24 protein-coding genes are annotated in these 21,931 nt (G+C 60.8%); 5 read left to right on the top strand and 19 right to left on the bottom strand.

Features of this window, described 5'->3' with window-relative positions; all coding sequences use genetic code 11:
- Positions 1-3: 3 nt before the first annotated feature.
- The 5 genes from ACIX9_RS03400 to ACIX9_RS03380 are packed head-to-tail and all read right to left on the bottom strand — an operon-like array spanning position 4 to position 3,265.
- The gene (locus ACIX9_RS03400) at positions 4-249 is read right to left on the bottom strand and encodes a DUF4160 domain-containing protein (protein ID WP_013579078.1); all 246 of its coding nucleotides are present in this window, start codon (positions 247-249) and stop codon (positions 4-6) included.
- On the bottom strand, positions 249-1,034 hold the full coding sequence (gene lpxA, locus ACIX9_RS03395) for an acyl-ACP--UDP-N-acetylglucosamine O-acyltransferase (RefSeq protein ID WP_013579077.1): 786 nt from the start codon (positions 1,032-1,034) through the stop codon (positions 249-251). Before lpxA ends, ACIX9_RS03400 begins: the two co-directional genes overlap by 1 nt.
- A complete protein-coding gene (fabZ, locus tag ACIX9_RS03390; protein WP_013579076.1) occupies positions 1,031-1,564 on the bottom strand; it encodes a 3-hydroxyacyl-ACP dehydratase FabZ in 534 nt (177 codons plus the stop codon). Before fabZ ends, lpxA begins: the two co-directional genes overlap by 4 nt.
- Positions 1,565-1,587: 23 nt before the next feature.
- Positions 1,588-2,436: a hypothetical protein gene (locus ACIX9_RS03385; protein ID WP_013579075.1), complete on the bottom strand. Its 849-nt coding sequence runs from the start codon at positions 2,434-2,436 to the stop codon at positions 1,588-1,590.
- 13 nt (positions 2,437-2,449) lie between these two features.
- Positions 2,450-3,265 carry an SDR family NAD(P)-dependent oxidoreductase gene (locus ACIX9_RS03380; protein ID WP_013579074.1) on the bottom strand — a complete coding sequence of 272 codons (816 nt, stop codon included), beginning with the start codon at positions 3,263-3,265 and terminating at the stop codon, positions 2,450-2,452.
- A gap of 308 nt (positions 3,266-3,573) precedes the next feature.
- On the opposite strand from ACIX9_RS03380, the gene ACIX9_RS23455 reads away from it, so the two are divergent.
- Positions 3,574-4,137, top strand: a complete 564-nt coding sequence (locus ACIX9_RS23455) for a septal ring lytic transglycosylase RlpA family protein (protein WP_013579073.1) — start codon at positions 3,574-3,576, stop codon at positions 4,135-4,137.
- 3 nt (positions 4,138-4,140) lie between these two features.
- On the opposite strand, the gene ACIX9_RS23450 is transcribed toward ACIX9_RS23455, so the two are convergent.
- The 5 genes from ACIX9_RS23450 to ACIX9_RS03350 form a co-directional block, all read right to left on the bottom strand.
- Positions 4,141-5,178, bottom strand: coding sequence for a site-2 protease family protein (locus tag ACIX9_RS23450; protein ID WP_013579072.1), 1,038 nt, complete (start codon positions 5,176-5,178; stop codon positions 4,141-4,143).
- A 40-nt stretch (positions 5,179-5,218) separates the two neighbouring features.
- Positions 5,219-5,773: a hypothetical protein gene (locus tag ACIX9_RS03365; protein ID WP_013579071.1), complete on the bottom strand. Its 555-nt coding sequence runs from the start codon at positions 5,771-5,773 to the stop codon at positions 5,219-5,221.
- 36 nt (positions 5,774-5,809) lie between these two features.
- Positions 5,810-7,060, bottom strand: a complete 1,251-nt coding sequence (locus ACIX9_RS03360; protein WP_013579070.1) for a S1C family serine protease — start codon at positions 7,058-7,060, stop codon at positions 5,810-5,812.
- Between the two features lie 99 nt (positions 7,061-7,159).
- Positions 7,160-8,608: a PAS domain-containing protein gene (locus tag ACIX9_RS03355; protein WP_013579069.1), complete on the bottom strand. Its 1,449-nt coding sequence runs from the start codon at positions 8,606-8,608 to the stop codon at positions 7,160-7,162.
- Between the two features lie 187 nt (positions 8,609-8,795).
- Positions 8,796-9,245: a MarR family winged helix-turn-helix transcriptional regulator gene (locus ACIX9_RS03350; protein ID WP_013579068.1), complete on the bottom strand. Its 450-nt coding sequence runs from the start codon at positions 9,243-9,245 to the stop codon at positions 8,796-8,798.
- Between the two features lie 46 nt (positions 9,246-9,291).
- On the opposite strand from ACIX9_RS03350, the gene ACIX9_RS03345 reads away from it, so the two are divergent.
- The gene (locus ACIX9_RS03345) at positions 9,292-10,890 is read left to right on the top strand and encodes a DHA2 family efflux MFS transporter permease subunit (protein ID WP_013579067.1); all 1,599 of its coding nucleotides are present in this window, start codon (positions 9,292-9,294) and stop codon (positions 10,888-10,890) included.
- A gap of 150 nt (positions 10,891-11,040) precedes the next feature.
- Here ACIX9_RS03345 and ACIX9_RS03340 read toward each other — a convergent pair whose 3' ends face one another.
- From ACIX9_RS03340 to ACIX9_RS03300, 9 genes are all read right to left on the bottom strand, one after another.
- The gene (locus tag ACIX9_RS03340) at positions 11,041-11,892 is read right to left on the bottom strand and encodes a prephenate dehydrogenase (protein WP_013579066.1); all 852 of its coding nucleotides are present in this window, start codon (positions 11,890-11,892) and stop codon (positions 11,041-11,043) included.
- Positions 11,889-12,344, bottom strand: a complete 456-nt coding sequence (locus tag ACIX9_RS03335; RefSeq protein ID WP_085940613.1) for a Fic/DOC family protein — start codon at positions 12,342-12,344, stop codon at positions 11,889-11,891. The genes ACIX9_RS03340 and ACIX9_RS03335 overlap by 4 nt, the downstream gene beginning before the upstream one ends.
- Positions 12,345-12,497: 153 nt before the next feature.
- Positions 12,498-12,719: an antitoxin VbhA family protein gene (locus ACIX9_RS03330; RefSeq protein WP_013579064.1), complete on the bottom strand. Its 222-nt coding sequence runs from the start codon at positions 12,717-12,719 to the stop codon at positions 12,498-12,500.
- Between the two features lie 30 nt (positions 12,720-12,749).
- Complete coding sequence (gene aroF, locus ACIX9_RS03325; RefSeq protein ID WP_013579063.1) at positions 12,750-13,769, bottom strand: 3-deoxy-7-phosphoheptulonate synthase; 1,020 nt, start codon at positions 13,767-13,769, stop codon at positions 12,750-12,752.
- A 68-nt stretch (positions 13,770-13,837) separates the two neighbouring features.
- Entirely contained in the window at positions 13,838-14,095 is a 258-nt protein-coding gene (pheA, locus tag ACIX9_RS03320; RefSeq protein WP_013579062.1) for a chorismate mutase, read from the bottom strand.
- Positions 14,096-14,146: 51 nt separating this feature from the next.
- The gene (gene trpA, locus ACIX9_RS03315; RefSeq protein ID WP_013579061.1) at positions 14,147-14,911 is read right to left on the bottom strand and encodes a tryptophan synthase subunit alpha; all 765 of its coding nucleotides are present in this window, start codon (positions 14,909-14,911) and stop codon (positions 14,147-14,149) included.
- Between the two features lie 23 nt (positions 14,912-14,934).
- Entirely contained in the window at positions 14,935-15,345 is a 411-nt protein-coding gene (locus ACIX9_RS23445) for an energy transducer TonB (RefSeq protein WP_198152147.1), read from the bottom strand.
- A 52-nt stretch (positions 15,346-15,397) separates the two neighbouring features.
- The gene (gene trpB, locus ACIX9_RS03305; RefSeq protein WP_041596915.1) at positions 15,398-16,606 is read right to left on the bottom strand and encodes a tryptophan synthase subunit beta; all 1,209 of its coding nucleotides are present in this window, start codon (positions 16,604-16,606) and stop codon (positions 15,398-15,400) included.
- A gap of 224 nt (positions 16,607-16,830) precedes the next feature.
- Positions 16,831-18,837, bottom strand: coding sequence for an ATP-dependent DNA ligase (locus ACIX9_RS03300; protein WP_013579059.1), 2,007 nt, complete (start codon positions 18,835-18,837; stop codon positions 16,831-16,833).
- 209 nt (positions 18,838-19,046) lie between these two features.
- Between ACIX9_RS03300 and prfA the strand changes: the two genes are divergently transcribed.
- From prfA to ACIX9_RS03285, 3 genes are all read left to right on the top strand, one after another.
- Entirely contained in the window at positions 19,047-20,123 is a 1,077-nt protein-coding gene (prfA, locus tag ACIX9_RS03295) for a peptide chain release factor 1 (RefSeq protein ID WP_013579058.1), read from the top strand.
- A 23-nt stretch (positions 20,124-20,146) separates the two neighbouring features.
- Positions 20,147-21,025 carry a hypothetical protein gene (locus ACIX9_RS03290; protein ID WP_013579057.1) on the top strand — a complete coding sequence of 293 codons (879 nt, stop codon included), beginning with the start codon at positions 20,147-20,149 and terminating at the stop codon, positions 21,023-21,025.
- 71 nt (positions 21,026-21,096) lie between these two features.
- Positions 21,097-21,921, top strand: coding sequence for a VOC family protein (locus ACIX9_RS03285; protein ID WP_013579056.1), 825 nt, complete (start codon positions 21,097-21,099; stop codon positions 21,919-21,921).
- The last annotated feature ends 10 nt before the right edge of the window (positions 21,922-21,931 follow it).

Genomic DNA, 21,931 nt, shown 5'->3' with positions numbered 1-21,931 from the left:
ACTTCAGTCGGTATTGATCTTGAAGTATTCATTCCATTTACTCAGGATCGAAGTGAGATTCTGGTGAAGAATCTGCTCGATCTCCCTTCTCTCCCCGCTACGGAAGCCTTCGTTCTTCTGCAATTCTACGGGAGTAATCCAATACTTCGCTTTCTTCTCACCGGCTTCAACGTGAACGTGAGGCGGCTCCTTCCCTTCTTCTGAGTAAAAGTAGAACCGATAAGGTCCAACCCTCAGCACCGTGGGCATTACCGGATCACGCCCCGCTCGCTCTTCCCCACAAACTCCACCAGGTACTTCACATGCTCGCCCACCTCACCTGCTGCGATCCGCCCGCGCAGCTCTTCGAGAGCCTGCGACACATTCATCTTCCCCGCCGTAATCAGCCGATAAGCCCCACGCAGCTCCTTCAATTGCTCCGGCGTAAACCCTCGCCGTTCCAGCCCCACCTTATTCAGCCCATACGCATGGTTATCCCGAGCGATCGACGTCAGCGAGAACGGCAGCACATCCTGCGTGATCGTCGTGCCACCGCCAATGTACGCATACTTCCCGATCCGGCAAAACTGATGCACGGGACAAAGCGCCCCCACCACCGCATAGTCCTCCACCGTTACATGCCCCGCCAGCGTAGCCGAGTTGGCCAGAATGCACCCATTCCCAATCGAAGAATCATGCCCAATATGCGTGTACGCCATGATCAGGCAGCCATCGCCCACCGTCGTCAGCCCGCCGCCGCCCACGGTCCCACGCGAGATCGTCACATACTCCCGAATCACATTGTCATCGCCCAGCACTACCCGCGTAGGCTCGTCCTTGTACTTCAGGTCCTGCGGAGCAATCCCGATACACGCAAACGAGAACACCTTGTTCCCGCGCCCCAGCGTCGTATGCCCCGCCAGCACCACATGCGAGATCAGCTCGCACTCCTCGCCCAGCACGACATCCTTGCCGATCGTGCAGTAAGGCCCAATCGTGCAACTCTCCGGCACCACGGCTCCCGCCTCGATGATCGCGGTCGAATGAACGCTCACTCCGCGCTCTCCGCACTCGCAGCAGCCGCCTTCTTAGGCCGATCCGTCAACGCGCAGGTAACCGTCGCATCGCAGACCACCTTGCCGTCCACCGTGATCACGCCGGCCATCTTCACCACACGCGTCCGCCAGTTCACCACCTTCACCTCAATGCGAAGCTGGTCGCCCGGCGTAACCGGCCGGCGGAAACGAGCGCTCTCGATCCCCGTAAACACCATCAGCTTCTGGTCGCGGTCTTCAATCTCCGTCAGCAGCAGCGCGCCACCAGTCTGCGCGATCGCCTCCACCATCAGGACGCCCGGCATGATCGGATAGTCCGGGAAGTGTCCCGTGAAGTGCGGCTCGTTCACCGTCACGTTCTTGATTGCGACGATCCGCTGCTTACGCTCGATCTCAATCACGCGGTCGATCAGCAGAAACGGATACCGATGCGGCAGGATCGCCATAATCTCGGTTATATCCATCGTCTGTTTATAGGCAGGCGGCGTAGCCGTTTCGGTCGCAGTCGGGGCGGTTTCAGTCTCACTCATGGCAGACACGAGTATAAACCGCCCTACTTCTTCAGCAGCGGCTTCTCCGGGTCGAACAGCTCCGCTCCCATCGGCTCGCCGTACTTCACCTTCACGTAAAACGTCTGGTCCACCATGTCGCCATTGCGGTAGCGCGTCATATTCATCGGCGTCGCAATCCCCTGGTAGTAGCGCCAGTCGCCGTAGACCTCTTCGTCGATGTCATGATCCTTGAACTGCTCATTCCGCCACTCGAACGCCCGCTGCACCGGCAGGTGCGAGTGCTGATCCAGCTCCAGCGTCACCGCGTCATTGTTCGCCGTGAGCACCGTCACCTTATCCACCGGCAGCCGGTCCCGCATTCCAATCCCCTCTGCGATCACAATCACCCCCGGCTGCTTGATCAGGTCCTTCATCACCGCATCCAGCGTATGCCCACGCCGCCGCATGTAGTCCTCCACCTGCGGCTTCGGCAGCAGCGTCTTGCCCTTGTAGGTCAACTCGACACCCTGGTCTGCCGTCCAGAGGTGCGCCACATCCCGCTTCATTCCCGGCTTGATCATCCCCTTGATTGTCAGGAATTCAATCCGCGTCACCTCCGGCGACCCCGCCGTCTCCAGCCGCTTCCACTCCTCAAACCGGGTCACCGCGCCTGTAGGCTGCCCACGAAAGAACGACGCCACCTGCCCCTCGTCGTACACGGTCCCCCGATTCAGCCAAGCATCACCCCCCAGCGCCTTCAGCATCTCGTCCAGCAGGCGTTTGCCCTTCTGCTCCTGCGTCTCCCCAGGCCGCGAAGCCGGTGCCGCACTCTTCATCTCCTGCGCGCCCTGCTGCGCCACAGCCCCACGACCCGTCCCAACCAACACCAAAGCCAGCAGCAAACCCTTCATCGCAGTTCCTCTTTCACCCAACCAGCACAGCCCCGCCGTTCACATTGAAGATCTCGCCGGAGACAAACCCAGCCAGCGGAGTACACAGAAACAGCACCGGCCCGGCAATCTCCTCCACAGACCCAATCCGTCCCAGCGGAATCAACGCCGTCGCCTTCTTGGACGTCTCCGGATCGCTCAGGGCTGCAAGCGACATCTCCGTCCCCACCCACCCCGGAGCCACGCAGTTGCAAAGAATCCCCTGCCCCGCCAGCTCGCTGGACAAGCTCTTCGTCAGCGAGATCAGCGCCCCCTTACTAGCCGCATAGTCCGCATGAAACGCCTCCCCCCGCTGCGCCGCCGTAGAAGCAATCAGCACAATATGCCCCTTTACAGAGCTGGGTGCCCCAGGTCCGGACTCTCGGACCTGGGTCTGCATCGCTGCCACCCCCGCCCTCACCAGCCCAAACACACTATCCAGATTGATCGAGATCGTCCCCCGCCACTGTTCATCCGTCATCGTCGCAATCGGCTGATCGTGCGCGGGCCAGATCCCATGGTTCACGATCAGGCAATCCACCCGACCAAACGCCTCCACGGCCGCCGCCACCAGCGCAGCCCCATCCGCCGGCGTAGCCAGTGCCTGCCTCACCGCCCGGCAGACCTCCTCGCCACCACACTCCACTACCAGCGCCTCCGCCTGCTCCTGGGCCGCTTGGTAGCTAAACACCACCCGCGCGCCCGCCGCCCGAAACATCCTCACCGTAGCCGCACCAATGCCACGCGACCCACCCGTAATCAAAGCCACCTTACCGGCCAGCGACATCACAACACCGTTCATCTCGCTCATACCTTAGACCCTATCCGCACCACGCCCCCGTCAGCAAACCCGCTTCCTCAAGACGCCGAAAACACCCCGCGCAGGTTACGCCCGCAGCCCGCCCGTTACTACTTTGATTCCTCTCTTTAAACTCCTTACCGAGACCCTGACAACTCAGAAAGCCCTAGAAAACACCCACAGATCTCCGCATAAATCAAGCCATTCCCATAAAAGAAACACCGCTTTTCCCATGCAAAAGTCACGCCCAAAGGTAGGCTTTTTGGGCGAATACCGGTAAACTTATGGGTGGGCCGGAACATCACCGGCATGGAGATGGTTTGCTTCAATATCTCAAGATGGATCTCATCGCAGCGTGCATGGCCGTGACGACTCTGTTCTCACTCCCCACTCCCGTCCCCGCGACAGCTCCCATCGCGACCGTAGCCCCCATGGTGAATCCGCCCGCCCTCGTGCCGGTAGCCGGTAACTCCGTAGCCAAAAAGCTTCCCGTCGCCGCCCGCATCCACGCCAGTGTCGCACCCGTCCTCACCAAGGCATTGCACCCCCTGCGCCTCGCCGGAACCGGCATGGCCTCCTGGTACGGCTCCATGTGGAACGGCAAAAAGACCGCCAGCGGCGAGACCTTCAACGAGACCCTCCTCACCGCCTGCCACCGCACCCTGCCCTTCGGCACCCGCGTCAAGGTCACCGCCGTCAACACCGGCAAATCCGTCATCGTCAAGATCAACGACCGCGGCACCATGACCCCCAGCCGTATCATTGATCTATCCTCCGGCGCAGCCAAACAACTCGGCATCATCAACGCCGGCGTAGCCAAGGTCAAACTGGAAGTCCTGGACAAGGTAGAAAACCCCGCCACCACCCACCAGATGCCCCTCTAGCCCTTAGAACCGCCGCGTAGTATCCGGGAACACATAAACCACGATTCCCAGCGCGAAGATCAACAGCACGTACCGCAGAAACGTTCCGGTCCCCGGCTTCTCCGGCACATCCCCCGTCCAAAGCCGCCAGCCCATCCCCGCCGCCACTCCCAGCAGCATCCACTCCTGGGAGAGCCCGAAGAAGATCAGCGCGCTCGCCAGGATCAGCCAACGCTGCATCTTGTCGAGCGCATACGTCGCCTGTGCCCCATCCAGCCCGAACACCGGGATCAGGTTCAGCAGGTTCAGCCACGCCGTCACATGCGCCAGCGCGCTGAACAGCTCCTGCGTCGTCCCGACGGAAAACTTCGCCACCGCCCCGCACGCCACCGCAAAGATCAGCCCGAAGAACGGCCCGGCGAGCGCGATGCTCGACAGCTCCTCCAGGTTGATCCCCATCGAGTACCACCGCACATAGGCGCCAAGCCCCGGCAGAAACACCGGCAGATCAACCTTCAGCCCGCGCCTCCGCGCTGCCACATAGTGCCCCATCTCATGAACCAGGATCGAGAGCGTAAACCCCAACCCGAACCGCCACCCAAACAGAGCCCAGTAGATCGCAAAGAACCCCACAAAGCTCAGCAGAAACTTCAACTTAAACAGGATGAACAAAAAGCTCTTAGCCTTGGCCAGGAAGAAAACAACTGGAGCCAGCGGCCCAAGCCGTTTCGTCCACTTCGCCTTCGTATCCTCCGCGCCCCTGATCCGCCCGTCGAGCAGCGTCATCCGCTCCACCACCGCGTCGTACTGCTTCGTCTCGGCGGGCAGCCACCCGAGCCCCTGCCGCCAGATCTCCCTCGCCTCCGCCCAGTGCTTCTCGCCCTCTTCCGCCAGAGCCGCCGTAGCAATCGCCTTCATATGCTGCGCATAGACGATCGCATGACAGTCCGGGCAAGCCAGCGTCCCCGGCGCAAGCCAATGGCTGCACTCAGGGCAGTTGAAGATCGGCTCAGGAGCCGAAAGCGGTACAGGCGACACAGCAACACTCTCAGCCACATTCATACTCAAATCAACACTCTCTCTTTAGACGCAACCCAAACCTTTACCGCATCCCAAACGGCGTCATCCTAGGCCCGCCACCCACACGCCCGAAACCCGGCCCACCCGCCGCAATCCGCCACGCAGCCTGCAACCCGAAGAACAGAATCAGCAACCCCAATCCACCATTCAGCGGATTGCTCCGCAGCTGCAGGAACGGCAATCCGACCGCCAGCTTCAGCAGAAATGCAGGCGGCAGCTTCCCCATCAGCGCAAACGGAATCCCCTGAAAGTGAAGAATGTCCACCATATCCCCCACCGAGCACGCAAAGTAAGTCATCAACACCGCCGCCACCTGATAAGGCCGCCCACCCACGCCGCCCGACCCCGTCATCATCGCCTTGCCCACCAGCCAACCCACGCCGATAGACACGATACTCGCCATGATGTGCGAGAGCCCCACCACCGCATACCCCACGCACCCCACCACAGCAGCACCCAGCCCGAACAGCAGCGCCGGTCCGAGCCCGCGGCCACCCGCCGGCTCAACAGGATACCCTTCAATCACCTGGGGCTCGCGATACTCAGCCCGCTCAAAGTTCGGCGTATTCAAGTCCATCTGCAAGCCTCATCTTACGAAATCCCGAATCGCAACTTAAGTACTCCGCCCCGGAAGCGAGATTGCATCCTTCGCATCGCCCAGCGTCACCTTCAGGTTCAGCTTCCGTTGTCCCCGGAACACCGTCACCGTCACCACGTCGCCGGCCTTGTGCCGAGTCAGCGCCTGGCTCAGATCCTGCGGCGTCTGCACCTCCTGCCCATCCATCCCGACGATCAGGTCCCCGCCCAGATCGATCGGCGTATTCCCCATATAGACCCGCTGATTCCCGCCGCGCAGCCCGGCCTTCTCGGCAGCGCCACCCGGCATCGTCTTCTCGACCAGAACTCCATAGTCCGCCGGCAGCCCAATCTGTTCAGCAATATCCGGCCCAATCGGCAGCGTCTCGATATCCAGCGATGGCCGCCTCACCTTGCCATAATGCGCAAAGTCGTCCAGCACCGCCTTCGCCGTATTGATCGGAATCGCAAACCCGATCCCAGCCGACTGATCCGCGCCCGAGCTCGCAATCAGCGTCGTAATCCCAATCACCTCGCCCCGCGAGTTCAGCAGCGGACCACCCGAGTTCCCGGGATTGATCGCCGCATCCGTCTGAATCGCATCCTCGATCGCCCCGCCGCCGCCCTGCGTCCCGGACGTCCCAATGGACCGGATCGCCGAGATCATCCCCCGCGTCATCGTCCCGCTCAACCCAAACGGATTTCCGATCGCATACACCTTCTGCCCCACCACCAGACCGCCGCTATCGGACAGCGTCGCCGGCACCAGCCCCGGAGCCGTAATCGAAAGCAGCGCCAGATCATGATGCGTATCGATCCCGATCACCGTCGCCTTGTACTTATGCTTGTCGGACAGAGTCACCTCAACCCGCTGCGCGTTGTCGATGACGTGATTATTCGTCAGGATGTGCCCTTCCTTATCCAGCACAAACCCCGACCCCTGTCCCTGCTGCGGCACCGGCCGATTGAAGAAGTCGTAGCTCACGGCGGTCGAAGTAATATTCACCACCGAAGGCAGCGCCTTCCGGTAAACCGCAATATTCTGCTGCTCCTCCGCATCGAAAGCCGGCGCAGCCGAAGCCGACTCGGTCAGGTGGAAGTTCCCCAGCGGCCCATCGTCAGACCCCACCGACCGGTCGACCGAACCTTCCCCCGCAGCCGGCACAAACGAAGCCCGCGAGACCCCATGCGCCCACGGAATCAGCGCCCGCGAGGACGCCCCACGCGTCGTCAGGTAGTAGAACCCCGCAAGCAACAGAAGAACCAGCAAAACCGGACGCAGCTTCATGGCAATAACACCCGCAACCCAAGAAAGTCAGGCAAGCTTTCGCCTAATCCCCTATTGTAGCTTTTGCAGTCGCCATCGTTCGTTTGGGGCCAGGTCCTTCTATGACCTACGGACGGCCGCGTCGAAGGGAAGCCAGATCCGGAAGATAGTCCCGCTGGCCCCAGGCATCTGGCGGCTTCGCACCGCAATCGTCCCATGATGCCGATCGATAATCCCTTTACTCACCCAAAGGCCCAGACCCGTCCCCATGATGCCCTTGGTCGTGAAGAACGGCTCGAAGAGCTTCGCACGGAACTTTGCGTCGATCCCGGTCCCTTGATCTCCAAAGAGGATCGCCACCCCGCGATCACCAGTCCTCCAGTTGGTCGCAGTCTGGGTCCGAATTAACAGGCGTCCACCTTCCGCGCTCATGGAGTCCAGCGCATTGCCCAGAAGGTTGCTCAAGACCTGTCGAATCTCTCCTTCGAAGCAACGCACTGGCTGTTGGGCATGGAAACACTCCACAACTTCGATGGGAGAGTTCGCAAGCCTTCCTTGAAAGATTGAAAGAGCGCTTCGGATCAACTCCTCCATCGTGACCGCCTGGGCGTCGGTTGATTGCTTATGGAAGCGCAAGGTCTGGGCAGTGATGGCAGCGACGCGCCTCAACTCCACCTCCGCGTCACGGAGATACTGCCGCACCTCCGTCAAATCATCCGTTCGCTCCGCCAGATACAAGAGATTGGTCACCGCCTCAAGCGGGTTGTTGATCTCATGTGCAATGCTTGACGCCAACCGCCCAACCGCAGCCAGCTTTTCGCTCTGAATGAGAGCCATTTCGGTCTTCTTCTGATGGGTCACCTCAAGAGAGGCAGCCGTAATGCCCGTAACTGTCCCATCGCTTGAAGTCACTGGAAAGTAGCTCACGGTCCAGTAGCGCACGGTATCCGGATCGGTAACCAGTGCCCCCACCAGCGGAAAGTTGATCACGGGCACTCCCGCCGCCACGCCATCGAACAGCTCACGCAAACCTTCGATCGGAGCCATCTCCGTAAGCGTTCGACCGACAACCTCTTCCGGTCTCTTCCCAAAGAAGGCTGCCTGCCGGTCATTCAAACGCAGATAGGTATAGTCGTTCAGGTCGAACAGCGCCAGCCCAATGGGTGCGTTCGCATACACGCTTTCGATCTCAGCCCTTTGACGCTCTTCCTCTTCACTCTTGCTGCGCAAAGACTCGTGCAGAAGCCGATCCTGGGTCACGTCACGAAAGAATACGATGATCCCGTCGTCCGCGGGATAGCTTTGCACGCGCAGCCAGAAGTTGAAGGGCTCAGGATAATAGGCTTCGAACTCCCCGACCTCTCTCCGCTCCATACTGCCTTCGTAAGCTTTGACGTAAGGGGAGCCCTCGTAAACCGTGTCCGGGTAAAGTTCAAACAGCACGCGCCCCAGGATGTCTCCTCCCCCTGGCGCCAGAACTTCAAATGCGCGGCGATTGAGAAATGTAAACCGATAATCCCGGTCCAGAAAGAAGATCGCATCGGTGGCAGCGTCGAAAAACTGTGCCATCTGACGCCGAAATGCTACCTCCGTGACTGATCCTTCGTCTGGCACCTGCCGCACCCCTGTCAGTTTCTTCGTTCTTGAAATCTTACAGCGGGATGCAGGATGGATCTGTACTATGCCAACACTCCCGCACGCTTGTTCAGTTGTATGAAGCGAAAGACATCCTACAACGCATCAGATCGTTGCGGCTCTACTCCTCAAACCGCCCCGCCACCCTCTCCAGCACCCCCCGCACCACCCCAAGCTCCTCCGGCGAAACCCCTTCCCAAAGCTCCGCCTCCATAGCCTTCACCACGCCCTCCGCGTACTCCAGTAACTCCCGCCCAGAGTCTGTCAACCGCATCGTCACCAGCCGTTCATTCTCCGGGTCTTTCCCCCGCACGACCCATCCCCGCTCCACCGCCCGCGCCAGCATCGTCTGCGCGCTCTGCGGACTGACATAGCACGCCCGAGCCATCTGCGCCCCACTCCCACCCGGCCGCTCCCGCAACTCGTACAGCATCCGAATCTGCGCCGTCGTCACCTGATGGTCGCGCAGCCGGTCGTCCAGCCGCGTCCGGAATCCCATCGTGATCCGCCGGATCAACTTTGAAATCGGACGAAGCGGAGCGCCCTCGGATTTTTTTGAGTCCTTCATCATCTGCACATACTCTATATCAACAAACTGATACCCTATCAACTAACTGATGCCAGACGAAACCCATCTCGAAGCCGAGTGGAAGCCCAAATATAACCCCTGGGCCATCGCACTCACGGTCACCCTCGCCACCTTCATGGAGGTGCTCGATACCTCCATCGCCAACGTAGCCCTGCCTCACATCGCAGGCTCTTTGGGCGCAAGCCAAGAAGAGGCCACCTGGGTCCTCACCAGCTATCTCGTCAGCTCCGCCGTGGTCCTTCCCATCTCCGGCTGGCTCTCGAACCGTTTCGGCCGCAAGCGCTTCTATATGACCTGCGTCGCCATCTTCACCGTCTGCTCGTTGCTCTGCGGCCTCGCCCCCACGCTCCCCATCCTCATCATCGCCCGCATCCTTCAGGGCGCCGGCGGCGGCGGCCTCGCCCCGTCAGAGCAAGCCATCCTCGCCGATACCTTCTCCGTTGAAAAGCGCGGCCAGGCCTTCGCCCTCTACGGCACCGCCGTCGTCATCGCGCCCGCCATCGGCCCCACCCTGGGCGGCTACATCACGGACAACTTCAACTGGCACTGGATCTTCTTCATCAATCTGCCCATCGGCCTGCTCTCCTTGTGGCTCTCCAACCGCATGGTTGAAGACCCACCGAAGGCTAAAGCCCTCACCCACATCAAGGCCCCAGTCGACTTCACCGGCCTCGCCCTCGTCGCCGGCGGCGTAGGCTGCCTTGAGTTCTTCCTCGACAAGGGCCAGGAAAAAGACTGGTTCGGCGACCCCATGATCTGCACCGTCGCCGCCATCGCAGTATTCCTCCTTACCTTCTTCGTTATCTGGGAGTGGCGTCACCCCGATCCCATCGTCGACCTCAAGCTCCTCAAAAACCGTAACTTCGGCACCGCGGTCTTCCTCCAGCTGATCCTCGGCATGGTCCTCTTCGGCTCGACCGTCCTCATCCCCCAGTACCTACAGGCCCTCCTCGGCTACACCGCCGAGCGAGCCGGAATGGTCCTCTCCCCCGCCGGCTTCGTCATGATGTTCGGCATGGCCCTCGCCGGCCGTTCGCTCAGTTGGCGGATCGACCCGCGCCTCACCGTCTGTCTCGGCTATATGGCCACCGCCATCGGCCTCTACAACCTCACCCGGCTTTCGCTCGATACCAGCTTCGGCACCGCCACCCTCTGGCGTATGCTCCAGGTCATCGGCCTGCCCTTCATCTTCATCCCCATCTCCACGCTCAACTACGTCGGCGTCCCCCGCTCAAAGTCCAATCAGATCTCGTCGCTCTCCAACTTCGCCAGAAACCTCGGCGGCTCCGCCGGCACAGCCTTGCTGACCACCTTCCTGGCCCGCACCGCCCAGACCCACCAGAACCAGCTCTCCGCCAACGCCGTCCCCGGCACCGTCCCATACATGCAATACATGAACTCGGTCGCAGCCGCCTTACGCCACGGCGGCATGAGCGCCGCCCAGTCCGCGCAGTTAGCGGTCGGCTATGGCTACCAGCAGATGCTCCGCCAGGCCTCCATGCTCAGCTATCAGAACGCCTTCTTCATGCTTGCGGTCTCCGTCTTCTGCCTTTGCCCACTCCCATTCCTCATGCGCCTCCCCGCCAAGGCCGAAAAACCCAGCCCGGAAGAGGTCATGGCGCACTAAAATAAAGTACGTGCCATGATGAGGATAAGTCATCTCGAATGAATACTTTGCAACACTTTACCATCGAAACAAAGAACTTAGCAGCGAAGTCCAGACCTAACTTCAATGGAATAAAGACTTTGGATCATTCGGCCGGGGGAGGGGGGGGTACTACTTCCGAGCCCGAAAAGCATTCGCCAGCCGGAACTCTTCCCTCAGCTCCGGCGTCCGAAGCCCCTCGCGCAGATGCTGCAACCTCTGCTCCAGCGCGAACAACGTAGCCGCCAGCGGCTCAGTATTGCTCATCGCCACATCCCGCCACATGCTGTAAGGACTAGCCCCCAGACGAGTCATCTCCCGCAGCGCCCGCCCCCCGATCGCCTGGAACTCCGCCGCAATCTCCGGCTCCGCCCCAAACTCGTCCTCGTACATCGCCGCCATCGCCGTAGCCACCATCTGCGGCAGATGACTCACCCACGCACACACTTGGTCATGCCGCCGGGCGTCCATATCCATCGTCCGCGCCCCGAACCGGGTAACCCACTCCCGCCACTCCCGCTCCACATCCCACTCCTCCTCGGCAGGGGTGAACAGCCACATAGCCCCCTCAAAGAGCCCCGCATCCCCCAACTCCGCCCCCCCCGACTCCTTCCCAGCCATGGGGTGCCCCGGCAACATCCGCACCCGAACCTCATTCCCCCGCAGCGACCTCACCATCTCAAAGATCTGCAGCTTCGTACTCCCCACATCCGTAATCAACTGGTCCGGTCCCATCAACGGAGCCAGCCGCCCCAGAAAATCCAGAATCGTCAGCACCGGCACGGCCAGCACGACAACATCACACTTCCACACATCGTCGAACGCCCCCACCCGGTCGCAAGCCCCCATGCTGACCGCCATAGCCGCCTCATCCCCCTTGGCATCCACCCCAACGATCTCGCCGTCAAACCCAGCCCGACGCAAAGCGAGGCCGATCGATGTCCCGATCAGCCCCGTTCCGACAATCGCAACACTCTCAATCATGCGTTCCCCCGCTCCATGAGCGCCCGTCTTAAAATCTCCGCCAGAGCTTCATTCTCTCCGCCCACATGGCTCTTGATAGAAGCGTCGATCATCTCCTGCTGCGTAAACCCAGCCCATGAGATCGTATGTCCCGCCCGCACCGCAAGCTGCCGAATAAACTCCCGCTGCGTCCGCCCATTTCCCTCGCGGAACGGATGAATCGCATTGATCTCGCCCAGGTAGAACGCCGCTCGGTCCGCAAACGCATCCACCGTGAGCCCACTCAAAAGCTTCTCTCGAGCCAGCTTCCCAAAAGCATCATCCAGAGCCTGTCCGATGAACATAACAGGGCCAAACATGGGCCCGCCTTTCGAGATATTCACCACCCGGAACTCCCCCGCCCACGGAAACACATCCCGAAACAGATACCGGTGGATCGCCCGCAGATGCTGCGAGTCAAAACTACCCTTCATGGGACGATCTTCAAGTTCTCCCAGCCGCTTGGCAGACAGAGGCGCTTCGAAACGGGATAACTCCGCGTAGTTCGTTATTCCGAATTTATTACGCGGGCAGGCATGGCCACGCTCGGAATGAGGGTCATTCTCAAAGCCGGAACTCACGTCAGGCTAAGCTGCGCCAGCCAAGGCTGACCGCTCACGCAGAAGCCGCGCCACATGAAGATCGATCGCCGAAGAAAGTTCTTCCCGATCGATCTCGCCCTCTTCGTATCGCCTCATCAGGCTCAACGTCTCTTCATCGAGACTCAAGCCTTCCATCGCGTTCGTACCAATCACACTCTGATTGATACGCCGGCGGCGGCTCTTCTCTTCGTCGGAAATGGGCTGCATGGCGTCTCTCCTTCGAAAAGTATACGCCGCCTAAGCCACCGTTCTCCCCACAATTGGAGCCAGTTGCCGCAACTGCGCCACCAGCTTCTCCAACTGTTCCGGGAACAGGCTTTGCGCGCCATCGCTCATCGCTTTATCCGGATTCGGGTGCATCTCCATCAGCAATCCGTCGGCCCCTGCAGCCACGCTCGCGAGTGCCATAGCCGGCACAAACTCACGCTTGCCAACACCATGGGACGGATCGCCAAACACCGGCAGGTGCGTCAGCTTCTTCAGCACTGGAATCGCGGAAACGTCATACGTATTCCGCGTGTAAGTCTCAAACGTCCGAATCCCACGCTCGCACACCATCAGGTCGTAGTTGCCGCCGCTCAGGATGTACTCGGCGGACAGCAGAACCTCTTCAATCGTCGCCGCGATCCCGCGCTTCATCAGCACCGGCATTCGCACATGTCCAAGCTCGCGCAGCAGGTTGAAGTTCTGCATATTGCGCGCGCCCACCTGGAAGCAGTCGATATACGGCAGCATCAGCTCAATCTGCGAGATCTCCATGACCTCCGTGATCACCAGCAGCCCGGTCTCATCCGCAACTTCGCGCAGCAGCTTCAGCCCTTCGAGCCCCATGCCCTGAAAACTATACGGCGAGCTCCGCGGCTTGAACGCACCGCCCCGCAGAAACTGGCAACCCGCCGCCGCAACCTGCTTCGCGCTCAGCAGTATCTGCTCCCGGCTCTCGACCGAACACGGCCCCGCCATGATCGTCACCTGGTTCCCGCCGACCACAACGCCATTCTTGAAGGTCACCGTCGTCCCCTCAGGCCGGAAGCTCCGCCCCGCCAGCTTGTACTGCGACGAGATCCGATACGCCTCATGCACGCCGCTCAGCACCTGGAACTCCGCCACGTCAAAATGATCGGGCGAGCCCACGCCCGCCAGAATCGTCTGCGTCGTGCCCGTCGTACGGTGGACGTTGAAGCCGAGCTCAACCATCCGCTCGATCACCTGCTGAACATTCTCCTCAGTTGCCTGGTCCTGCATTGCTACGATCATCGCGCTTCGCCTTTGTCTTACTTAAGCTCTTACTGCCTACACTGCCGCATACTGCACTTCACTGCCGCTTACTGTCTTTGAAGCGTTCTCATCACATCCATCACACGCTCATACACGTGGATCAACTCCGCATCGGCCAGCGGCCCCGGATTGACCTTCTTCACATGCTCGAACACATCCTTCTCCCGCTGCGGCTCATAGATCGGCATTGCCGTTTTTGCCTTCAACTCGCCGATCGCCTTCGCCGCCTCGGCCCGCTTGCTGATGAGCTCAACAATCTGCTCATCCAGCTCATCGATCTTGTTCCGCCAGTCCGAAATCTCCATGCCTTCGCTCCACCATTCCTGAAAGTAGGTACATCCTGCCGCACAGCAATCTTACCCTTCACGAAGCCCACGAATGAACTCGCCGACTGCTTTCGCTGCATCCGCAGGCCCCGTCTTCTCGATCAAAGCCACCAGCGCACTGCCGATAATGGCCGCATCCGCAAACTCGCCCACAGCCTTCACGTGCGCCGCATTCGAGATCCCAAAGCCGACCGCAATCGGCAGCTCCGTATACTTCCGCAGCCGAGCCACAAGCTCCGGCGCATCGCTCGCCACCTTATCCTGTGTCCCCGTAATCCCCACGCGAGAGATCGCGTACACAAACCCTTTGCTCGCCTCGCCAATCGCCTTCAGCCGAGCATCCGGGCTCGTAGGCGCCGCCAGAAACACCGGCGCCAGCCCATTCGTACTCATCTCCGCCAGGTATTCCCCAGCCTCTTCGACAATCATGTCCGTCAGCAGCACGCCATCCGCACCGGCAGCTTTCGCGGCTGCACAGAAAGACCTCATCCCCATCTTCACCACGGGATTCAGATAGCTGAACAGCACAATCCCACACTCCGGTCGAGCAGCCCGAAGCTCCTTAGCCAGCCCCAGCACATCGCTCAGCCGAGTCCCCCGCGCCACAGCCCGCTCACTCGCCCGCTGAATCACCGGCCCATCCGCCAGAGGATCGCTGAACGGCACGCCAAGCTCAATCACATCCGCACCGGCATCAATAGCAGCTAACGCAATATCCCGCGTAGTAGCCAAATCCGGATCACCCGCAGTGAGATAAGCGACAACACCGGGCTTCTTGAGAAAATCTATAGGCATAAAGTTTGCTTGACCTGACCTTCTTACAATTTCGGGTTTGGTGGCTGTGAACCGTTCTGCGTTGGGAGCATTTCGCCGTTCGCCAACATTTCTTCACGTGCCTTCGCCTGTGCTTCTGCTTTTTTCGCACCAGTGCCCATGTTGAAGTTGACCGTCACCGTTGTATCCACTTCGATCTCATGCCCAAAGTGTCGATACGGTTTGTATATCCAGCCTCGAACCGCGTCGATCGCGGCCTGCTGTAGTTCAGGCGGCCCGCTTAAGACGTTGATATCCAGCATCCTACCTTCTTTAGATACAGTGCCTTTGAGAACGACAGGACCATCAATACCAGCAACTCTTGCAGCCAATGGATAAGCAGGTGGCTTGGCGCTTGCAAGCGTCTGAGCGCCGAGAGAAGCTGGCAAGGCGAATACTGAGATCGCAAACGCCAAGAATCTGCAGGTTAAATTCATCTTTGTCATTCTCATAAGTTGAGCTTGGATCTTACGCACCTTTCAGGTCCAGTTCCTTCGCCAGAATCCCCATATCCTTATCCCCACGCCCGGACAGGTTCACCATGATCACCTCATCCGTCCGCATTCCCTTAGCCATCCGCATCCCCTCAGCCACTGCATGGGCACTCTCGAGCGCCGGCACAATCCCCTCCGTCCGGCTCAACGCCACGGTCGCCGCCAGCGCATCCGCATCCGAGCACGAAACATACGTCGCCCTGCCCGAGTCATGCAGCATCGCATGCTCCGGCCCCACGCTCGCATAGTCCAGCCCCGCGCTCACCGAGTGCGTCGCACTTACCTGCCCCGCATCGTTCTGCAGCACATAGCTATACGTCCCTTGAAGCACTCCCGGAGTCCCACCCCCAACAGTCTGGAACCGAGCCGCATGCTCCCCCAGCGCAGTCCCTCGCCCGCCAGCCTCGACCCCAACCAGCCTCACATCCTTGTCCCCCAGAAACTCATAGAATGCCCCAATCGCATTGGACCCGCCCCCAACACAAGCCACCACCACATCCGGCAGACCGCCCGTCTCCTCCACAAACTGCTTCCGAGCCTCAATCGAGATCACGCGATGAAAGTTCCGCACCATCGTCGGATAAGGATGCGCCCCCAACGCACTCCCCAGGATGTAATAGGTGGTCCGAACGTTCGTCACCCAATCCCGCATCGCCTCATTAATCGCGTCCTTCAGCGTCGCAGACCCCGCCGAAACTCCACGCACCTCAGCCCCCAGCAGCCGCATCCGGTACACGTTCAGCTCCTGCCGGCGCATATCCTCCTCGCCCATGTAGATCACGCACTCCAGCCCGAACAGCGCACACACCGTAGCGGTCGCCACCCCATGCTGCCCCGCGCCCGTCTCCGCGATGATCCGCTTCTTGCCCATGCGCCGCGCCAGCATCCCCTGCCCCAGCGCGTTATTGATCTTGTGCGCGCCGGTATGCAGCAGGTCCTCGCGCTTCAGGTAGATCTTCGCGCCGCCACACTGCTCCGTCAGCCGCTTGGCGAAGTAAAGCGGAGTAGGCCGCCCGCAGTAGTGGTGCAGCAGGTCATCAAGCTCAGCGTGGAACGCCGGGTCCGCCTGCGCCTCCGCATACGCTTCTTCGAGCTCCAGCAGCGCCGCCATCAGCGTCTCCGGCACATACCGCCCGCCGTAAGCTCCAAACCGCCCCGCTACCTCAACCGCCGGATTCACCATCGTCGTCGCCACAGTTCATCTCCTAAAACACAAAAAACCGCTCACCCTGCTCAGGGCGGCGGCTCATCTGGTCTCGTTCGATCTCTCGCTTGTTACTTACTGCAATCCGTCGAGGAATCTACTTCGCCGAAGCCGCCCGGGTGTAAAGCCACCAGGAGCGGTACGTAAACGACGGGCTGAAATAGATGCTCATGTCTGCCCTTTACTCTACATCGCCCTCCCCATCACCGCAACTGCCCCATCACTGCCTGGCCACTTCCCTTCACTGCTTTTGCACTGTCCTTAGGTTTATCCACCTGCGACTGATAGATCTCCTCCACCCTCGCCACCGTATCGATCTCGCCCAGCGGCTTATCCGTCCTGATCCGCAGAATCCTCGGAAACCGCAGCGCAAACCCACTCGCATGACGATCGCTCCGCATGACGTTGTTGAACGCCACCTCAAAGATCACCAGCGGCTCCACCGTCCTGGAGTGCCCATGATCCTCGAGCGTATGCGCCTTGAAGAACTCCGTCAGCTCCAATATCTCCGCGTCGGTGACACCCGAGTAAGCCTTCCCCACATTCAGCAACTCCCCCGCATCCGTCTGTACCGCAAACGTATAGTCGCTCAACGTCCCAGCCTTCCTTCCCTGCCCAAACTCGGCCCCGGTCACCACCACATCCAGCGTCGCCAACTCCCGCTTCAGCTTCACCCACGCAAGCCCCCGCCGCCCCGGCAGATACACCGAATCCGCCGCCTTGATCATCACCCCTTCATTCGCCCGAGCCCTCGCATCCGCATACGCGCGGTCGATCTCCTCCGCACTCTCCACCAGCTTGCTGGGCGAAAGCATCAGCCGCGCCACCCCAGCCTCAGCCTCTTCATCCCCGCCAAACATCCTCGCCTGCGCCTCATGCCGCCGAGCCGCATGCTCCGTCAACACAAGAGGCGACACCGCCTTCTCCGCCAGCGCCCCCACAACCTCCTCCAAGCGCCGACGCCTCTCCCGCAGCGGTAGCCCCAGCGTCAGTTTTCCCCGCTCAAACATTAGATCGAACGCCATAAACACCACCGGCACCTGCTGCCGAATCTCATTTCCCACCTTCTTCCGCCCGATCCTCTGCCCCAGCAAAGCAAACGGCAACGCCACCCCATGCTGAAAATCCCACCCCAGAATCTCCCCATCCAAAATCAGCCCACCAAGCTCACCCGAAGCCTCTGAGAACGCCTCACACAACTCCGGAAAGCTCTCCGTAATGTCCTCGCGATTCCGCGAATAGATCGCCACCCTACCGACCTGCTCCGCATCCCCAAAGTGAAGCTGTGCCCTCATCCCGTCATACTTATCCTCCAAAAACGCCTGCACCCCCACAGTGGCCTCTGTGCTCCTCTCCTTACCCTCCGTGCCCTCTGTGGTTCGCTTGTCGTCTTCAAGCATCGCCCCCTCGATCTCCGCAACCAGCAACTCGTCAGACTCCTCGGTTTTCTTACTTTTCTTCGCCTTCGCCACCTTCACCGGCTTAGCCGTAAACCGCTCGATCGCCTCCTCCGGTGTCTCCACCGGACTAGCCAGCATGAACCCGAGCGGATGAAACAGCCTCATCCTCGCCTCCGCCAGCGTCCCCCCAAACGCCCTCATCGCCGCCCCACCCAGATCCGCCTCCAGCATCACCGCATGTCGAACATCAGCCACCTCAGCCGCGGCCGCCACCCCAATCGCCTCCTCCACCAAACTCTGCTTCACCCCAATCCGCATATCCCCAAGCATCAGCTTCAGCAGATACTTCGCTTCGAGCGCCGTAGCCCGCCGCAGCAGCCCCTCCACCAGCCCCGCCCGAATCGCCGTCGTCTTAGCCGTAGCCATCCCCGCAAACGCATCCCGCACATCCCCCAGCAAAAGCGGGTGCCCCATGTCTCGCGTTTGAGACGTTGGATGGAGCTGCAACAGATCGAACCCCGCCGCCCCCATATCCCCGTACTTCCGATAACCCGCGGTCAGTTGCTCTCCCGTAGCCCCACTCACCGCCAGCAAAGCCTTGCTCAAAAGCGCCCCACCCGCATTCAACTTCCGCGGATCAGCCTCCGCAAACGGCAGCCCTGCCAGATACAAGCAAAACAGCCCAACTTCCTCAGCCAACTCCTCATGCACCGCCAAAATCGCAGCCGCAATCGCAGCCCGCTTCTTCAGCCTGCTGGCAGTACCCGCCATCTCCTCCGCCAACCCCGCCACCGCCCCAAACAAAGCCATCCTGATGCCCTTTCAAAACCACTCCCACTAAAGATGCCTCCCGAACCCAACGCGACCGGAGTAACATCTAAACAGATGCGTATGACCAACACAGCAATCCCGGTGAACTCCTCCCGCGTGACGCCCCCGCGTCACGACTTTGCCTAGCTACGCCCATCAGCCCGCCCCACCCCAAGACAAATTCAAAACCTTTTGCTCAAAGGATCTATATGTTCGATCGCCTCGCCCAAATGGAAGTCCGTTACGACTCGCTCAGCCGTGACATGTCCGACCCCGTCCTCGTCAACGATCAGAAGAAGTTCCAGGCCATCGCCAAAGAGCATCGCCTCATGGAACCCATCGTTGAGAAGTATCGCCAGTACCGCAAGGTAGCCGACGGCATCGCCGAAGCCAAAGCCATGCTCTCGGAGTCCGACCCTGACCTCAAGGAGATGGCCAAGGAAGAGCTCGCCTCCCTTGAGCCGCAGCTCGAGCCCATCGCCGAAGCCCTCAAGGTCATGCTCCTCCCCAAGGACCCCAACGACGACAAGAACATCGTCATCGAGCTACGCGCCGGCACCGGTGGAGACGAGGCCGCACTCTTCGTCGCCGAGATGTTCCGCGTCTATCTCCGCCTCGCCGAGCAGCATCGCTGGAAGGTCCAGGTCCTCTCCGAATCCTTCTCCGGCATCGGCAACGGCCTCAAGGACGTCACCGCCATCTTTGAAGGCGACCGCGTCTACTCCCAGATGAAGTACGAGTCCGGCGTCCACCGCGTACAGCGCGTCCCAGCCACTGAAACCCAGGGCCGCGTCCACACCTCTGCGATCACAGTCGCTGTCCTGCCTGAAGCGGAAGAGGTCGACATCAAGATTGAAGCCAAGGACCTCCGCGTCGATACCTTCTGCTCCTCCGGCCCCGGCGGTCAGTCGGTCAACACCACCTACTCGGCCATCCGCATCACGCACCTGCCCACCAACACGGTCGTCTCCTGCCAGGATGAAAAGTCCCAGATCAAGAACCGTGAAAAGGCCATGCGCGTTCTTCGCTCCCGCCTGTACGAAGTAGCTGAAGAGACCCGTCACCAGGCTGAGGCCAAGATCCGCAAGGACCAGGTCGGCACCGGCGATCGTTCCGAGAAGATCCGCACCTATAACTTCCCCCAGAACCGCCTCACCGACCACCGCATCGGCCTCACCAACCACAACCTCAACATGGTCATGGAAGGCCAGCTCCAGCCCACCATCGACGCCCTCATCGCGCACGACATCGCTGAGAAGATGAAGGGCGAGCCCGTAGCCGTCTAAACCCTTTACCCGGCGAGAACCTCATGAAGCTTCCACTCTTCGCTCTCGTCCTCCTCACCATGCAGGCTGCCGCGCCTCAGCAGCAGCAGCCTGCACCTCCCCGCCCAACCCAACCCCGCATGACCAGCTCCAGCCCGCTCAACGACTCCTTCGACGAGCTCCTCATCCGCATCGAAACCACCGCCGCCCAGTACCGCTCTCTCATCCCATCCCTCACCGTCGACGAGACCGCCGACACCTGGGTCACGCCACCCGCCGCCCCCTTCAAGCACCACGTCGAGCTCAAGTCCACCTTTCGCGTCGTCCGCCAGCCCAACAGCCCCAACCTCAAAGAGTCCCGCGAGATCACCCAGATCGACGGCAAACCCTACCTGCCCGAAGACCGCGCCCGCATCCCCATGCTCTTTGACGGAGCCTTCTCCGGCGGACAGTCCCTCTACTTCCGTCCGGAAAGCCGCCACTGCCTCACCTATATCGCCGCGCCTGGCCTCACTAAAGACAAACTCATCCAGATCACCTTCTACGCCCAGAAGAGCGTAGATAACGACCCCACCTGCTCGGCCATCACGCCCGGCCTCAAAGGTGGCGCCCGTATTGAGCCTCTGTTCCTGCAGGTCGTTCACGTCGAGCGCACCATCCCCACCCCCATCGCCATCCAGCGCAAGACCGCCAGCTTCTCCTCGGTCGATTACGCCCCCGCCGACTTCGGCGACCTCAGCGTCTGGCTCCCCACCCTCATCATCGCCAGCACCCCGGACGACTCCCGCCACTTCGCCGCGCGCTACTCCAACTACCACCACCTCACCGTCAACTCCACCATCCTCCCCGGCACCATTACAGAGCCTGAAAAGTCAGAGCCACCCAAGCCCACTCCCCCGCCACTCCCCAGGCTCAGACCCTGATCGCGTTGGCACACCGCCTCGCCATCGGCGACAATGAGGAGCCAGCCTCCGCCAGATCGTCAAGGAGCCACATGCCCTCGTTCCACCGCATAGCCGCCGCTCTCGCCGTCCTGCTCTCGATCACCGCCGCACATGCCCAGAGCACAGACCTCAACGGCATCGCCCATGTGGCCATCCGCGTCCACGATCTCCCCGCCACCCAGGCCTTCTATGAGAAGCTCGGCTTCGAACACGCCTTCGAGCTCAAAAACAAGGACGGCGTCGTCTACGAAACCTTCATCAAGATCAACGACACGCAGTTCCTCGAGCTCTACTCCCCCACGGAAAAAGATCCGCAGGTAGGCTTCCTCCACCTCTGCTTTGAAGGCGCGGACCTCAACGCACTCCACGACTCGTACGTCTCTCGCGGCCTCACCCCCAACGCCGTCCGCAAGGCCGGCGCCGGCAACCTCCTCTTCACCCTCGCCGGCCCCGCCCAGCCCACCTTCCCCCAGAACATCGAGTACACCCAGTACCAGCCCAACTCCCTCCACACCAACGACACCGGCAAGCACCTCGGAGCAGACCGCATCGCGGACCGCATGACCTCCGTCTCCCTCGCCATGGTCGATCCCGCCGCCGCCCGCGCCTACTACCTGGACAAGCTCCACTTCCTCCCCGTAGCCGGCAGCCAGTCGCTCCTCAGCCTCCCCGGAACCTCCGGCCAGACGGTCGAAATCGTCCCCGCCACGCTCGCCCCCCACGCCCGCTTCACCCTCCAGACCGCCAGCCTTAAGCAAGCCGCCAAGCGCCTCAAGCAGGCAAGCCTTCCCGCCACCAAGTCCTCACACACCCTGACAGTCAATGATCCAGACGGCAACCAGATCGTCCTCTCAGACACCGCCCACAAACCGTAACTCCACTGGC

The sequence above is a fragment of the Granulicella tundricola MP5ACTX9 genome, assembly GCF_000178975.2.
GTDB classification, from domain to species: Bacteria; Acidobacteriota; Terriglobia; order Terriglobales; family Acidobacteriaceae; genus Edaphobacter; species Edaphobacter tundricola.
Note: the sequence above shows the minus strand (reverse complement) of the source record. Positions and strands in the feature narration are given on the sequence as shown.

Coding starts and splice junctions, on each gene's coding strand:
- ACIX9_RS03400 (WP_013579078.1), bottom strand. CDS start 249: ATGCCCACGGTGCTGAGGGTTGGACCTTATCGGTTCTACTTTTACTCA.
- fabZ (WP_013579076.1), bottom strand. CDS start 1,564: ATGAGTGAGACTGAAACCGCCCCGACTGCGACCGAAACGGCTACGCCG.
- ACIX9_RS03385 (WP_013579075.1), bottom strand. CDS start 2,436: ATGAAGGGTTTGCTGCTGGCTTTGGTGTTGGTTGGGACGGGTCGTGGG.
- ACIX9_RS03380 (WP_013579074.1), bottom strand. CDS start 3,265: ATGAGCGAGATGAACGGTGTTGTGATGTCGCTGGCCGGTAAGGTGGCT.
- ACIX9_RS23450 (WP_013579072.1), bottom strand. CDS start 5,178: ATGAATGTGGCTGAGAGTGTTGCTGTGTCGCCTGTACCGCTTTCGGCT.
- ACIX9_RS03365 (WP_013579071.1), bottom strand. CDS start 5,773: ATGGACTTGAATACGCCGAACTTTGAGCGGGCTGAGTATCGCGAGCCC.
- ACIX9_RS03360 (WP_013579070.1), bottom strand. CDS start 7,060: ATGAAGCTGCGTCCGGTTTTGCTGGTTCTTCTGTTGCTTGCGGGGTTC.
- ACIX9_RS03355 (WP_013579069.1), bottom strand. CDS start 8,608: ATGGCACAGTTTTTCGACGCTGCCACCGATGCGATCTTCTTTCTGGAC.
- ACIX9_RS03350 (WP_013579068.1), bottom strand. CDS start 9,245: ATGATGAAGGACTCAAAAAAATCCGAGGGCGCTCCGCTTCGTCCGATT.
- ACIX9_RS03345 (WP_013579067.1), top strand. CDS start 9,292: ATGCCAGACGAAACCCATCTCGAAGCCGAGTGGAAGCCCAAATATAAC.
- ACIX9_RS03340 (WP_013579066.1), bottom strand. CDS start 11,892: ATGATTGAGAGTGTTGCGATTGTCGGAACGGGGCTGATCGGGACATCG.
- ACIX9_RS03335 (WP_085940613.1), bottom strand. CDS start 12,344: ATGAAGGGTAGTTTTGACTCGCAGCATCTGCGGGCGATCCACCGGTAT.
- ACIX9_RS03330 (WP_013579064.1), bottom strand. CDS start 12,719: ATGCAGCCCATTTCCGACGAAGAGAAGAGCCGCCGCCGGCGTATCAAT.
- aroF (WP_013579063.1), bottom strand. CDS start 13,769: ATGATCGTAGCAATGCAGGACCAGGCAACTGAGGAGAATGTTCAGCAG.
- pheA (WP_013579062.1), bottom strand. CDS start 14,095: ATGGAGATTTCGGACTGGCGGAACAAGATCGATGAGCTGGATGAGCAG.
- trpA (WP_013579061.1), bottom strand. CDS start 14,911: ATGCCTATAGATTTTCTCAAGAAGCCCGGTGTTGTCGCTTATCTCACT.
- trpB (WP_041596915.1), bottom strand. CDS start 16,606: ATGGTGAATCCGGCGGTTGAGGTAGCGGGGCGGTTTGGAGCTTACGGC.
- ACIX9_RS03300 (WP_013579059.1), bottom strand. CDS start 18,837: ATGGCTTTGTTTGGGGCGGTGGCGGGGTTGGCGGAGGAGATGGCGGGT.
- prfA (WP_013579058.1), top strand. CDS start 19,047: ATGTTCGATCGCCTCGCCCAAATGGAAGTCCGTTACGACTCGCTCAGC.
- ACIX9_RS03290 (WP_013579057.1), top strand. CDS start 20,147: ATGAAGCTTCCACTCTTCGCTCTCGTCCTCCTCACCATGCAGGCTGCC.
- ACIX9_RS03285 (WP_013579056.1), top strand. CDS start 21,097: ATGCCCTCGTTCCACCGCATAGCCGCCGCTCTCGCCGTCCTGCTCTCG.